11 protein-coding genes are annotated in these 13,900 nt (G+C 73.1%); 4 read left to right on the top strand and 7 right to left on the bottom strand.

The genetic code is table 11. The annotated features are described in order from the left end of the window. Window positions 1-97: 97 nt before the first annotated feature. From crtI to IE260_RS22140, 3 genes are read left to right on the top strand one after another with little or no spacing between them, the layout of a single operon-like run. Window positions 98-1,669 (top strand): phytoene desaturase family protein, encoded by a 1,572-nt coding sequence (gene crtI / locus IE260_RS22150; RefSeq protein WP_189874512.1) that lies wholly within the window; start codon window positions 98-100, stop codon window positions 1,667-1,669. After that, on the top strand, window positions 1,656-2,651 hold the full coding sequence (locus IE260_RS22145; protein WP_189874510.1) for a phytoene/squalene synthase family protein: 996 nt from the start codon (window positions 1,656-1,658) through the stop codon (window positions 2,649-2,651). Before crtI ends, IE260_RS22145 begins: the two co-directional genes overlap by 14 nt. After that, complete coding sequence (locus IE260_RS22140) at window positions 2,648-3,655, top strand: DUF5914 domain-containing protein (RefSeq protein ID WP_229881036.1); 1,008 nt, start codon at window positions 2,648-2,650, stop codon at window positions 3,653-3,655. The genes IE260_RS22145 and IE260_RS22140 overlap by 4 nt, the downstream gene beginning before the upstream one ends. 29 nt (window positions 3,656-3,684) lie before the next feature. On the opposite strand, the gene IE260_RS22135 is transcribed toward IE260_RS22140, so the two are convergent. The 3 genes from IE260_RS22135 to IE260_RS22125 are packed head-to-tail and all read right to left on the bottom strand — an operon-like array spanning window position 3,685 to window position 7,198. Next, the gene (locus IE260_RS22135; RefSeq protein WP_189874607.1) at window positions 3,685-5,181 is read right to left on the bottom strand and encodes an FAD-dependent oxidoreductase; all 1,497 of its coding nucleotides are present in this window, start codon (window positions 5,179-5,181) and stop codon (window positions 3,685-3,687) included. Between the two features lie 53 nt (window positions 5,182-5,234). After that, window positions 5,235-5,966 carry a methyltransferase domain-containing protein gene (locus IE260_RS22130; RefSeq protein WP_189874509.1) on the bottom strand — a complete coding sequence of 244 codons (732 nt, stop codon included), beginning with the start codon at window positions 5,964-5,966 and terminating at the stop codon, window positions 5,235-5,237. Beyond that, window positions 5,963-7,198: a lycopene cyclase family protein gene (locus IE260_RS22125; RefSeq protein WP_373303382.1), complete on the bottom strand. Its 1,236-nt coding sequence runs from the start codon at window positions 7,196-7,198 to the stop codon at window positions 5,963-5,965. Before IE260_RS22125 ends, IE260_RS22130 begins: the two co-directional genes overlap by 4 nt. A 278-nt stretch (window positions 7,199-7,476) precedes the next feature. On the opposite strand from IE260_RS22125, the gene IE260_RS22120 reads away from it, so the two are divergent. Beyond that, the gene (locus IE260_RS22120) at window positions 7,477-7,881 is read left to right on the top strand and encodes a RidA family protein (RefSeq protein WP_189874507.1); all 405 of its coding nucleotides are present in this window, start codon (window positions 7,477-7,479) and stop codon (window positions 7,879-7,881) included. Window positions 7,882-8,038: 157 nt separating this feature from the next. On the opposite strand, the gene IE260_RS22115 is transcribed toward IE260_RS22120, so the two are convergent. From IE260_RS22115 to IE260_RS22100, 4 genes are all read right to left on the bottom strand, one after another. Beyond that, window positions 8,039-9,370, bottom strand: a complete 1,332-nt coding sequence (locus tag IE260_RS22115; RefSeq protein ID WP_189874505.1) for a cytochrome P450 — start codon at window positions 9,368-9,370, stop codon at window positions 8,039-8,041. A gap of 225 nt (window positions 9,371-9,595) precedes the next feature. After that, window positions 9,596-10,150, bottom strand: coding sequence for a DoxX family protein (locus tag IE260_RS22110; RefSeq protein ID WP_189874503.1), 555 nt, complete (start codon window positions 10,148-10,150; stop codon window positions 9,596-9,598). A gap of 215 nt (window positions 10,151-10,365) precedes the next feature. Continuing rightward, window positions 10,366-11,730 carry an acyltransferase family protein gene (locus IE260_RS22105; RefSeq protein ID WP_189874501.1) on the bottom strand — a complete coding sequence of 455 codons (1,365 nt, stop codon included), beginning with the start codon at window positions 11,728-11,730 and terminating at the stop codon, window positions 10,366-10,368. A 98-nt stretch (window positions 11,731-11,828) separates the two neighbouring features. Then, entirely contained in the window at window positions 11,829-13,859 is a 2,031-nt protein-coding gene (locus tag IE260_RS22100; protein ID WP_189874499.1) for a SpoIIE family protein phosphatase, read from the bottom strand. Window positions 13,860-13,900 lie beyond the last annotated feature (41 nt).

The following is a 13,900-nucleotide window of genomic DNA, read 5'->3' as shown; positions in this document are numbered from 1 at the left end:
CGCAGCGGACCGGCGCCGGTCGCGCAGGACGACAGGAGTTCGCCGTAATGGTCGAACGGGCGTCGGGCGTCGTCCCGGACCGCACCGGGGAGGGCCTGTGAGGACGGTGTCGGGACCGACCGACCATGTCGTCGTCGTGGGCGCCGGACTGTCCGGCCTCGCCTGTGCCCTGCATCTGCTGGGCGCAGGCAGACAGGTCACGGTCGTCGAACGGGACGCCGGCCCGGGCGGACGAGCCGGCCGGACGGAACTGGGCGGGTACCAGGTGGACACCGGTCCCACGGTGCTGACCATGCCGCACTTGGCCGACGAGGCGTTCGCAGCCGTCGGCGAGAGCCTCGCCGACCGGGTCGAGCTGGTGGCCCTGCACCCGGCCTACCGGGCGTGCTTCGCGGACGGGACCCGGCTCGACGTCCACACCGACGGCGAGGCGATGGAGGCGGAGGTGCGGAGGTTCGCCGGAGTGGCGGAGGCCGCGGGCTACCGGGCGCTGCGGGAGTGGCTGGAGCGGCTGTACCGGGCACAGATGCGACGCTTCATCGACACGAACTTCGACTCGCCCTTCCAGCTCCTGCACCCTGATCTGGCTCGGCTGGCGGCGCTGGGCGGTTTCGGCCGACTGCACCACCGGATCGGCCGTTTCCTGTCCGACGCCCGCCTGCGCCGGGTGTTCTCGTTCCAGGCCCTGTACGCGGGAGTGACCCCCGCCCGCGCTCTCGCGGCCTACGCGGTGATCGCCTACATGGACACCGTGGCCGGAGTCTGGTTCCCGAAGGGCGGCATGCACGCACTGCCCCGCGCGATGGCCGACGCAGCCGCCGGCGCGGGTGCCGACTTCCGGTGGTCGCAGGCCGCGAGCGCGCTGGAACGGTCGACCGGACGGGTACGGGCCGTACACCTGGCGTCGGGCGAGCGGATCCCTTGCGACGCGGTCGTGCTGAGCTGTGAACTGTCCGCCGCCCACCGTCTCCTGGGCCGCGCCCCCCGTCGTCCGGCGCGGCTGCGTCACTCCCCGTCCGCCGTGGTCCTCCATGCGGGGACCGACCGCACCTGGCCGGACCTCGCCCACCACACTCTCTCCTTCGGTGCGGCATGGGAGCGCACCTTCGACGAACTGACCCACGAGGGCCGGCTGATGAGCGACCCGTCCCTGCTGATCACGCGACCGACGACGCACGATCCCGCCCTGGCGCCACCGGGCCGGCACCTCCACTACGTGCTGGCTCCCTGCCCGAACACCACCGTCGGCCCCTCCGCCGCCGCCTGGCGGGACCTCGGTCCGCGCTACCGCGACAGCCTGGCCGCCGAACTCGAACGGCGGGGCCTCGACGGGTTCCGAAGCAGCGTCCAGGAGGAGCTTCTGGTGACCCCGCTGGACTGGACGGAGCAAGGACATGAGGCGGGCACCCCCTTCTCGGTCTCCCACACATTCGCCCAGACCGGTCCGTTCCGTCCGCGCAACCTGGTGGGCTGGTTGGACAACGTCGTGCTGGCCGGGTGCGGGACCACGCCCGGGGTCGGCGTGCCGACCGTGCTCATCAGCGGCAAACTCGCGGCCGCCCGCATCACCGGCGGCACCGGAGGCCGTTTCCCGCGCACCCGGCCCGTTCCTTCGGCCGCGGGTGCCGCGTCCTCTTCGACCCCGGCGGACGCCCATGACCCGTCGTGAACTGGACGCTGCCGGGATCACCGACCCCGCGCTGCGCGCCGCCTACGCCCGCTGCCGGCGACTCAACGCCCGCCACGGCAGAACCTACTTCCTGGCCACCCGCCTGCTGCCGGTGGAGCGCCGCTCCGCCGTGCACGCGCTGTACGGCTTCGCCCGCTGGGCGGACGACATCGTGGACGACCTCGACCGGCACCGCACACCCGACGAGCGTGACCGGCTCCTGCGGTGCCTGGCGAACGATCTCGCACACGCGCTGCGCAGCGGTTCCGGCGGCGATCCCGTGGTCCGGGCCGTGGCCGACACCGCCGGCCGGTACGACATCGAGCACGCACTGTTCGCCGACTTCCTGGCCTCGATGCGCGCCGACCTGACCGTGACGGACTATCCGACCTACGCCGACCTGCGGGCCTACATGCACGGCTCGGCCGCGGTGATCGGACTGCAGATGCTGCCGGTGCTGGGCACGGTCGTGCCCCGAGAGGAGGCCGCACCGCACGCGGCGGCCCTCGGTGTGGCCTTCCAGCTCACCAACTTCCTGCGGGACGTCGGCGAGGACCTGGACCGCGGCCGCGTCTACCTGCCGACGGACCTGCTGGCCGCCCACGGTGTGGACCGGCCGCTGCTGGAGTGGAGCCGCCGCACGGGGCGCCGGGACCCGCGGATCCGCGCGGCGCTCGTCGCCGCCGAGGCCATGACGCGGGACGTCTACCGGGCGGCGGAACCGGGAATCGGCATGCTCGACCCACGGGTACGCCCTTGCATCCGCACCGCCTTCACCCTGTACGGCGGCATCCTCGACGCGATCGCCGACCAGGACTACACCGTGCTGCACCACCGTGCGGTGGTGTCACGCGGCCGTCGTGCGGCTGCCGCCGCGGCCGGAGCCGCGCACGTCATCGGCGCGCGGTGCCGCGCCCGCATCATGGGCCCGGCGCCGTCGGGAGGCGGCGCCGCGTCCCAGTGGAGAGGACCCGTGCTGTGACCGACCGACCGGACGGGGCCCGCTGGACGCCGCCCTTGCGGCGACGTCGCCGCCCGGACTGGGCGGCGCAGGCCCCCACTTGGCGTGAGGCTCGGCCTGCGCTGATCGCCGAGGCGCTGAAGCGTGCCTCGGCACGTCCCTCCGGCAACTGGTTCGTGGTGGGCGCCTCCCGGGACGTGCGCGCCGGTGGCCCTCCGTACGGCAGGACGGTCGGCGGCGTCGAAGTCGTGGTGTGGCGCTCGGACACGGGCGGCCTGCACGCCGGTCCGGGTGCCTGCCCGCACCTCGGTGCGCCCCTCCGGGACAGCCGCGTGGTGTGCGGCACGCTGGTGTGCCACTGGCACGGACTGTCCCTGGACGGTGCTCCGTTCGCCGGCTGGGAACCGTATCCCGTCCATGACGACGGGGTCCTGGTGTGGGTCCGGCTGGACGCGGTCGGCGGCGAGGAACCCTCCGAGCGTCCGGTGGTGCCGAGGCGTCCCGCGGCGGACAGTGGGGTGGACGCCGTGTTCACGGCCGTGGGGCGGTGCGAGCCGCAGGACGTGGTCGCCAACCGGCTCGACCCGTGGCACGGATCGTGGTTCCATCCGTACTCGTTCGTCGACCTGACCGTGGCGCGGTCCCCGAAGGGCGAGAGCGACGACGCGTTCGTCGTCGACGTGTCCTTCCGGGTCGGCGGTCGCCTGGTGGTGCCCGTCCGGGCGGAGTTCACCGCGCCGGAGCCACGTACGGTCGTCATGCGCATCACCGAGGGCGAGGGAGCCGGATCCGTGGTGGAGACCCATGCCACGCCCCTCAGCGATGCGGCCGGCGAACGACCTCGGACCGCCGTGATCGAAGCGGTCGTCGCCGCTTCTGACCGGAGGGGTTTCGCACTGGCACGGGCCGCCGGCCCGGTGCTGCGCCCCCTGATGCGCCGGACGGCCGGCCGTCTGTGGCGGGACGACCTGGCCTACGCCGAACGACGCTGGGAACTGCGCAGCACGGGGCGGCTCCCGGGGTGAGCCCGCCGCCTCGGTGCGGAGCACGGAGTTCAGCGTCCCGCGTGTGCGGCGATCGCCCGCAGCCCCCGGCATCGTCCCGCCCGGGGCACCGTCCACAGCACCTGCCCGCGGACGCCCCAGGCGGCGAGCAGGGCGTTGGCAGCGAGAAAGCCGGTCGTGGCGGCCCGTTCCATCAGCGCCACGGGAAGGTCGCTGCGGATGGCGTCGCCCGCCAGCGTCAGCCACGGGTGCGCGGTCCGCACGGTGGGACGCCGGTGGTGGGAACCGACCGAGAAGAGCGGGCAGTCGGAGTGCCACTCGTGCCGGGCGTCGACGATCCGTGCCTGGCGGGTCTCGGGGTACACCTGGCGCATCCGGTCGATGATCTCTGCCTGCGTCCTCTGCGTTTCCGCGCCGTCGGCGACGGCGTATGCGTGCAGTTCGACCACCGAGCCCCCGGTCCGGGCGGCCCAGCGGGCGGCCTCGCCCTCGTAGCGTTCGAGGACACTGATGTTGTCCAGTCCGCCGTACCCGCTGGTGCCGAGGAAACCGGGGCGGTCGGCGCGCACCGGCCGGTCCAGCCAGAGCCGGGACACGAGGAACCGCGGTGCGGTACGCAGGGCGGCGATGTCGTCGCGCCAGGCGGCGGTGCCCAGACCCGGTGACGCGGCGACGACCTGGCGCAGGGCTCCGGGGTCGAGAGCGAGAACCGCCGCCTCGTGGCGGTCCACGCCGGTGTCGGTCCGCACCTCCACTCCCCCACCGTCGCGGGGCTGAACGCCGTACACGGGTGTGCCGGTGCGGACGTTCGCCCCGAGGCGCTGGAGATAGTCGCCCAGCGGCTCCCAGAGCGCCTGTGGAAAGGGGTCGTCCGGCACGTCGAAGAGCAGGCCCTCGGCGGAACCGAGGAAATAGATGTGGAACATCAGCAGCAGCTCCGCGGCGGACAGTTCGCGCGGGTCCGCGAAGAAGCTGCGTGAGAAGACCTCGAAAGCCAGGTGGTGCGCGGCCTCGGGAAAGCGGACCCGCTCCAGGAACGATGTGGCGCCGATGCCGTCGAACCGTTCGTAGACCTCGGGCACCCGGACGTCGAGGAGCGGCAGCGCCGCCCTGGCATCCATGCCGGCGAGGTCCCGCCAGCCGAAGGTCGGGCTCAGGGCGACGAACCCGAGCGCGCTGAACGGCGGTGTCCGCGGGACACGGGCGAAGCTGTCGGTGAGTCCGCCGCTGTGCCGCAGCGGGTAGTCGGGCAGGGGCGTGAGCCTGGTGAGGGCAGGGTCGGTGCGCCGCAGCAGGCCGCGCAGGTTGTAGTACTGGCGGAAGAAGGCATGGAATCCGCGGCTCATGGTCACCACGGAGCCGTCGGCCAGGCGGGTGCGGCGGCCGGCGAGACGGCCACCGAGTGAATCGTCCCGCTCGTAAAGGGTCACACGGACGCCGCGTTCGGCCAGCAGGGTGGCTGCGGCCAGACCGGCGATTCCACCGCCGATCACGGCGGCGCCCGGCGCGTCCGCCCGCTCGAACCGGTCCCGGCCCGGTACGGGCATCAGGACCTCGGCCTTGCGGTCCCGGCCCCGTCGCGCGGCTCGCTGCGGGCCGCTCACCGGGGGGACACCACCGTTGCGCCGGCGTCCTTGCGGGCGAGGAAGGTGTGCACGATGCCCGTCTGCCACCCGGCGACGGGGACCGCGCGTACACCCGTGAAGCCCGTACGCGTCAGACGGTCCGTGAAGGCGGGCGCGGTGTCGAAGGCCAGGACGCTGCGCCACAGGTGACGGTAGAGGGCACGATCGCCGCTGAGCGTACCGGCCGGAATGATCACCCCTCGGCACACGGCCGTCCACAGGGCACGGTGGACGGCCGAGCCGCTGAGGCTGTAGTCGTGCACGACCAGGCGCCCGCCCGGTCGCAGCAGGGTACGGACCGCTTCCAGGACCCGGTCGGGGTCGGTGACGTTGCGCAGCAGATAGGCGGCGAAGACCGCGTCGAAGGGGCCCTCGCCGGCCGTCGTGAACTCCTCCGCTGTCAGATGCAGGAAGCGCACCCGCGCCGGCCACGGCTTGGCCAGCGCGCGCCGCAGCATCCCGGACGAGGCGTCGACGCCGGTGATGCGGGCACGGGGTGCGGCCCGCAGCAGGGCCCGGGTGGAGGCGCCGGTGCCGCAGCCGAGGTCGAGGACGTGCAGGCCGGCTCCGCCCTCGGGCAGTCGGAGCCGGCGCGCGGAGCGGAGCAGGTCGCTGCGGTGGCCGGGGTTCAGGGCCGTCAGGCAGTCGTACGTGTGCGAGGCGTGGTCGAAGGCGCGTGCCAGGTCGTGGTCGCGCAGCAGTGTCATCGCGGGCTCTCTCGGTAGCGGGGTCGGGTGCCGTCCGCTCGGCGGGTGCGGCGGGGCAGGAAGGGGATCTCGACGGCGGTCCGTAGCATCGGGCCGACGGGGGTGCGCAGGCCGATGCCCCACTCCTCCCACAGCGTGGTGGCACCGTCCAGGAAGCGCAGCAGCCGTTCCGGGGGCGTGCGGCGGAACAGGTCGGTGAAGAATGCGGGGCCGTCGATCCGCCCGGTGTCCAGTGCGCGCAGGAGCACCGCGTCCATGGCCAGCGCCCGCCGTCCGTGCGGTGGGGGCACGACCGCGCCCCCGTCACGCAGCGCGGCGGCGATGGCCCGGCTCTGCCGCTGCACGGCGGCGAAGGTGTAGCCGGTCGCCGGGCGGGTGGCGCCGCCGGCGGTGCCGATACGGAAGACGGCGGGCCCGATCCGGCGGGGGAAGCGGGCATCGGTCATGGGGATGGCTCCCTGTTCCGCCGCTTCCACGGAGAACGTGCCGAGGCGGAGGATGTCCCGGCTGTAGTGGCCCAGTGCCGCCTCGTACGCCGAGGTCGTCAGCGGCGTACGGGAGAACTCGGTGTACTCGATCAGCGCCCGGTCCGGTGCCAGGGGCAGGACGTAGCCGAAGGCGAGACCGTGGCGTGGCTGTGGCACCCGGAAGTCCATCAGCTCCGCGACCGTGGGGTCGAACCGGTCGACGGCGGTGCGCAGGTACCAGCCGCGGAAGTGCTGCAGCAGCAGTGTCCGGGCCGGTGGCAGGGCGGGCAGGGGCCGGGAGTCGAACACGTGGCGGGCCCGCAGGGTCAGCTCCCGGCCGTCCGCTGTCGAGCAGCGGACTTCCGCGCCGTCGGCCACGTCCCGCACGGTGCCTGCCGTCGCGCGCAGGACGCGCGCCGCGGAGGAGCGGGCCAGCCGGGAGTGCACCCATCGCTCGAACTGCGCCGAGCGCAGCATGTGGTAGCGCAGCGGCTCAGGGTCGACGGTGACCTCACGGGCGTCGGCGCCGTGCACGCGCAGCCGGGGCCAGGAGGCGCTGATCACCTCCTCGAGGTCCCCCGTCGCCCGGTCCCAGTAGCACCAGGTGCGTTCGGGCGGTCGCGCCGGTCCGTCCGGCGGCTCCACGACGGTCACGGTGCGGCTTGTGGTTCGCGTCAGCCGGTCCGCCAGGCTGAGTCCGGCTGCGCCGCCGCCCACGATGACGACGTCGGACGTCTCGTCGGGGCCTGTGGCACGCCGGATCACGTGGTCCGCCGGTGAACGGTCATGCTCCTCCTCCATCGACGCGATCACCTGTATCGCGGGGGTGGCGAGCGCGTCCTCCGGCTCGCCCAAGGGCGCCTCGTGGCCCACCCGACTCGCCGTAGCGCGGAGGGTCGTCGGCGGCTCGTCCGGCGTGACGGCGTCGAGGCGCGGAGTCGCTCGGTCGTTGCCCCGGCCACCGGCGTGCTCGGACACGCGTGCGGCGAGCAGGCAGCAACGCCTGCGGAATGAGCCGGGGCGCGGAGGGCGTTTCCTCCGACATGACGACCGATCAGCGCACGATCACCAATCCGGCCGGCCTCCACGACCCGGTACCGTTCGGTTACAGCCATGCCGTCTCCGCGCCCGGCGAACTCGTCTTCATCGGCGGTCAGTACGCCTCGGACGACACCGGCGCCGCCGTGCCCGCGGATTTCGCCACCCAGGTGGATCTGGCCTTCGACCGGTTGCGGCTGGCACTGGAGGCGGTCGGGCTCGGATACGAGCACGTGGTCCGTCTGGGAACCTTCGTCGTCGATCACGACCTGGGGAAGCTGGAGATCCTCGGCAAGGCGCTGCACGCCCGGTTCGGCGACCGGCTGCCCGCCCAGACGCTCAGCGGCGTGGCATCTCTCGCGCTGCCGGACATGCTGTTCGAGGTGGATGCGGTGGCAGTACGGCCGTAGCGGCTGCGGCCGCAGTCTGTTCTTGACGACCGGTTCCCCGCGTACGGGAAGTGGCGGAGCGCCGGTCCGGTCGACGTCGGACCTGACACGGCCGGGTCCGGGCGTTCGGAGTCCGGCGGGCGGGTGCCGTCGTCGCCGTGCGGGGTCCCTCGCTGGTCTACTTTCCGACCACCGTCACCCGCAGCGGTGCCCGGAAGGACAGCAGGCCCAGCATGGGCTGCTGTCCGTCCCCCTCGGCCGGCCGGACCTCCGGCAGCCCACGAGCCGCCGCCCGCAGGGCCACCGCCGCCTCCGTACGCGCCAACGACGCCCCGGGACAGCGGTGGCGGCCGGCACCGAAGGCCAGGTGGTGGCGGATGTCAGGCCGGTACGGGCACATCCGCTCCGGCTCGGCGAACACCTCCGGGTCCGAACCACTGCCCTGAAGCATGAGCAGCAGTTCCGCGCCCGCGGGCAGCTCCGCCCCGCCCAGTTCCACCCGGCGCGCCGTGACCCGCCGCCAGGTGGTGACCGGCGGCTCGCGCCGCAGCACCTCCTCCACCCACGCCTCCGCCAGACCCGCCCGCTGCGCGAGATCCGGCCACGGCACGGGGTCGGCGAGCGCCCGGCGCAGCACGGTGGCGATCAGCTGTCCGGTGGTGGACTGTCCGGCGATGAAGACGAAGAAGCACGCGCTGACCGCCGTCCTGGGGTCCAACGGCGTACCGTCCGGAAGACGATGTCGGGCGAGTGCGCCCACGAAGGATTCCGGGGCAGCCGCTCCGGCCCGCACGGTCGCGCTCAGCCACTGGTGGAACTCGCCGACCAGCTCAGCCAGTTCCAGCTGCCGGTCCGGAGTCGGCCTGCCCCAGAACAGCTCCAACGAGGCGTCGCTCCAGCGGATCAGCGTGGCCGGATCGACGTCCTCGATGCCCAGCAGCTCCATCAGCACCCGGCAGGGGAGGACCTGGGCGAACGCTGCGAACAGATCGCTTTCGCCGTGGGCGTCGATGTGCGCGCGGGTCGCGGCGATCAGTTCGCCGGCGATGCGCTCGATCACGGGCACAGCGGCTGCGATGCGCTGGGCGTTGAAGAACCGGGTGACGACCCTGCGCAGGCCCGAGTGGCTGGGGGCGCCGTTGTTGGCCAGAGCGGGCGGGAGCTGGAAGCCCGCGCGGGCGAGCACCCGCAGCACGGCCATGGGCAGCCGGGTGACGGCCTGCTGAGCATTGTCCGGACGAAAGGCGGCCGGGTCGAGCAGCACCCGACGGATGTCCCGGTGCCGGCTGATCAACCACAGTCCGGTCCTGGGGTCGTGGTGCACGGGGGCCTGGGCGCGCAGGGTGTCCAGCCAGGGGTAGGGGTCGCGGACGAAGCCGTCGCCGAACAGATCGAGCAGCGCGAGTGGGTCGGGGGCGTCCGGCGACAGGGGTCCGGTGAGGGGGCCGCGAGGGCCGACGGTACGGACTCCGCCAGCCGATGCAGGCGCTTCCAGGGCCGGTTCGATCACCCGCGGACGCTAACACGCGACCGCCACGGCCACCGTGGGCATGTGCGCGGCATCACTACGGTGGCCGGAAGGCCACGTGCCCGAGGCCCGGTGAGACTTCGTGACCGGCGAACGCGACATCCCTCGACGGCACCGGGCCACTGGGCCGGGACGAGTTCCTGGCCCGGGTGCTCCACCGCCGCCATCGCCCTGGTGCCGTCAGGGCGGCGGGCCGTCGGCACGCCGTCAAAGACTCAGCGTGATGGCCGCCCCGATACCGCCGAGACCGAGGGCGAACGCGGCCGAGGCCCAGCCACCCCTGCCCCAGCGGAAGAACCGGTCGACGGCGAGCCGGCCCGGGCCGATCGCCGCGATCGCCAGGGCGACGACGGCGATGCAGACGTTGTACTCCACACCGCCGTCCACCACCCACAGACCGTGGGCCCCACCGACGGTCGCCATGGCATTGATCATGACTCCGATCAGTGCGGCAGCGGCCAGCGGGGTCAGGAAACCCAGGGCCAGGCCGAGGCCGCCGAGGACTTCCGACAGGCCGCCGATCACCGCGAAGACCTCTCCTGGGTGGTAGCCCAAGGCGTCGAACCCCTTGCCGGTCGCCGCCAGCCCGTCACCGCCGAAGAGACCGAACAACTTCTGGGCCCCGTGCCCGGCCATGAGCAGTCCGAACGTCAGTCTGATGAGCAGAAGTCCCCAGTCGGCAGCCGGTGTCCACGCGGCGGTGGGGTGCGCTGTCGGTTCTGCCGGGGCCGACAGCCGGTGCAGAAACTGTTTCGCAGCCATGTGAATGCTCCGGAAAGGAAGCCATACGAGCGCGGCCCGAGCCCGGCAGGAACCACACCCGGGTCACCGGTCCGCGGCGAGGCCTCCGCGGCACCGCAGAGCGCCTGCCGCTTCCTCCTACGCTTCCGCAGCGGCGGTGAGCGTGCATCCGGGGGGCCCGGATGCCGTACGAACGTCTCAAGGCGGGCGCTGAAGGCCGACGGCCATACCCTCTGTCAGCTTCGGGGCCTTGCCGCCCGGGCCGTGCGGAGCAGGGCTGCGCCGGCCAGGAAGACGGCCAGGGCTCCGGCCGGCAGCCCCAGCAGGCCGTGGTCGGCCGGTCCGGCGAAGGCCACACCGAGCAGACCGAGCACGGTGGCGGCGTAGCCGACGGCGGTCACGGTGGCGCGCGACCGGGGCCGGCCGAGCGCCCTCGGCGTCCACCGACTGCGCGAGGCCACGGGGTCGAGCCACCGGCCGCCGCCCCGTGGACCGCGCCTCTCGACCCGGCCGAAGACCGCCAGGAACGCGCCGAGCACGGCGAAGAGCGCGACCAGCCACGGCAGCTTCCACAGCAGCCACTCCCCCGTGGCCCCGGGCGGCCGGGGCAGGGGGAACAGCCCGGTGGCGTACACGGCCACCGCCACGACCACGAACGCGCTCATGTGCCACAGCAGGACAGTCATGATCACCGAGTTGACGGCGATCACGGCCGTCCACGGACCGAGCCGTTGCAACCGCCGCTCTCCGGCGTCGCGCAGCAGCAGCACCAGCCCGAGCTGAGCCGTGGCCAACGCGAGCAGCGCGAGGGTCGGCGGCGAGAGGTTGCGAAACGACGTGCCAGGGACGTCGACCATGCTGGTCGGGTAGGGACCGGCCACCGTGAGCAGCACTGCCGATGCGGCCCCGCCCGCCAGCAGCGGCACGGCCACCCCGGGCCGGACCGGCAGCGTTCCGTCCTGCCACGCGAAGCCGATCTGGTGCACCGCCAGCCAGGCGAACAGGTAGTTCCCCAGCTGCAACGTCGACGCGTCGAAAGCCAGCCGCATGACGTCGCCGGCGGCGACCAGCGCCACCAGTACGAGCGGTACGGCCAGCCCCGCCCGCCGGTGGAGGGCGTGCATCAGCGGCGTGAGGAAGACCATCAGGAGGTAGACGAGCAGGAACCACAGCGGGATCGCGGACAGCCACACCGCACGGCCCACCTGAACGGGGTCCACTCCGGCCGACCGGGCGACCAGCGCGGAGGCGGCGAGGGTCACCAGGAGCACGGTCGTGGGCCGCACGAGACGTGCGCTGCGGTCGAGCAGCCAGTCTCCGACGCCGCCGCCCCGACGGGTGTGCGAGGTCAGCGAGGCGGCGTTGGCGAACCCGCCCACGAAGAAGAACACCGGCATCACCTGGAACAGCCAGGTGACCGGACGGCCCCAGGGCAGCACCTCCAGGGCGCTGAACCCGTCCACGCCGTCGTCTCCGCCGATGACCACGATGACCATCCAGTGGCCGAGCACCACGATGACGATGGCGAGCGCCCGCAGCAGGTCGACATACCGTTCCCGCTGTGGCGGTGTGCGCTCCGCGAGCTCGCGCAGACCGGGCATCCGAACATCATACGAACGCCGGCCGCCGAAGGCGGCGCACGAGGCCGACCGCCGTGCTCCTGGACGGGTTCCTGCTGCGGCGGAGCTCAGGCGCGGCCTTAGAGACGCTGTTCCGACCAGATCGTCTTGCCCTGGCGGCTGTGGCGAACGCCCCAGCGGGAGCTGAGGTGCATGACGATGTGGAGACCTCGGCCCCCCTCGTCGCTCTCCCGGGCCCGGCGCACATGCGGCGCGGCGCTGCCGGCGTCGGTGACCTCCGACAGCAGGCGGCCCTGGTCGAGGATCAGGCGGAGCCGGATCGGGCCCTCGCCGTAGCGGATGGCGTTGGTGACCAGCTCGCTGACGATCAGCTCGCTGTCGAAGGACGCCTCCGACAGGTTCCAGACGGTGAGCTGCTGGGCCACCAGGCGCCGGGCCGTCGCCACCACGGAGTCCTCGCTCGGCAGGGTCCACACGGAGACGTTCTCCGGTGGCAGTGCGCGGGTGCGCGCGAGCAGGAGCACGGCGTCGTCCTCGCGGGACGGCGCCAGCGTGTACACCGCGGTGTCGGTGAGTTCGTCCAGCGGCCGTCCGGTGGGCGCGAGAAGCTCCTCGAGGCGGTGCCGGGGCGCGACAGTGTCGTCTTCGTACGTGGCCATGAGCCCGCTGGTGTACAGGGCGACGAGGCTGCCCGGGGCCAGCTGTACCGAGGCCGGTGTGTACGCGCGTCCGCCCCCCTTGCCGAGACGGGGTCCGTCGGGTACGTCCACCGTGACGGGAGCACCGTCCGGGTCCAGGACCACGGGCGTCGGGTGGCCCGCCCGGGCGAAGGTGCACAGGCATGAGACCGGGTCGTACACCGCGATGGCGCACGTCGCGACGTGGTCGTCGGCGCCCGCCGACCTTTCGGCGACGATCGCCGCGACCTCGTCCAGGTGGGTGAACAGCTCGTCCGTCTCCAGGTCCTGCAGCGCCAGCGTGCGCAGCGCGATGCGCAGCTGACCCATGGTGGCGGCCGCGTCGATGCCGTGGCCGGCGACGTCGCCGACGACGAGTGCCACGCGGGCCCCCGACAGCGGGATCACGTCGAACCAGTCGCCACCCGCGCTCTCCGGCAGGTAGACGTTGGCCGTCTCGACGGCGGACAGCGTGGGGCTCGGCTCGGGCTGAAGCCGGCGCTGGAGGGTGGTGGCGATGGTGTGCTCGCGTCGGTACGTGCACGCGTTGCCGAGGTGGGCGGAAGCGGCCAGGGCAGCCTGCCGGACGAGGTCCAGGTCCGCTTCGTCGAAGGGATCGGGGCGCGTGGTCCGGTACAGCGTGAGCAGTCCGAGCAGGTCGTCCCGGACCGTGAGCGGTGCGACGATCATCGAGTGGACACCCGCTTCGACGAGCGGCGCGAACTGACCGGGGTCCGCCTTCAGCCACGGTGTGTCGCCCGACAGTGACAGCACGCGGGCCCGCAGGTCGTTGAGGACCTGGGTGAACGGCGTGGGGTAGGGGAAGGGGCGGGCGGCGCCCTCTTCCGGCCCGTCCGGCTGGGCGGAGCCCGGTGCGGAGGCGATCCGGCGCAGAGGGGTGTCCGCCTGCAGCGGCCCCGGCCGCGGCGCGCTCCCGTCCGCGACGGCCTCCAGCAGGTGCACGGTAGCGGCGTCGGCGAACTCGGGAACCAGGGCCTCGACCAGGTCTTCGGCGGTGGAGCACTCGTCCAGCGTGGCGCCGACGGCCCGGTGCACGTTGCTCAGCACGGCCAGCCGATCCGCCGCGGCCTGCCGTTCGGTCACGTCCTCGACCATGCCCACGAGCCCCAGGGTGTCGCCCTGCGGCCCGTTCAGACGGAAGAGGGACAACTCGACCGCCAGTGTCCTGCCCGGTTCCGAGGGGGAAGGGCCCCGCAGGAGATGGCACCGCAGCGGCTCACCCGTGGCGAGAACCCTCCGGGCCAGGTCCTTGAACTCGGGCGATCGGAAGCCGGGGGCGAAATCCTCGACCTGATGGCCGATGACCTCGTCGGCCGGCAAGCCCCGCATTCCGCGTCCGGACGGGTTGTAACGCACGACGCGCAGTTCGGCGTCGAAGACGAACAGGCCCTGGGGTGACTGGCTGAACAGGGAGTTCAGGACCGTCGAGTCGTCAGCCTTCGAAGCCTCCACGCGACGCTCCTCTCACACCGCACCCGCACCCACGCCCACAC

The organism is Streptomyces viridiviolaceus (assembly GCF_014650995.1).
In the GTDB taxonomy this organism is placed as follows: Bacteria; Actinomycetota; Actinomycetes; order Streptomycetales; family Streptomycetaceae; genus Streptomyces; species Streptomyces viridiviolaceus.
Note: the sequence above shows the minus strand (reverse complement) of the source record. Positions and strands in the feature narration are given on the sequence as shown.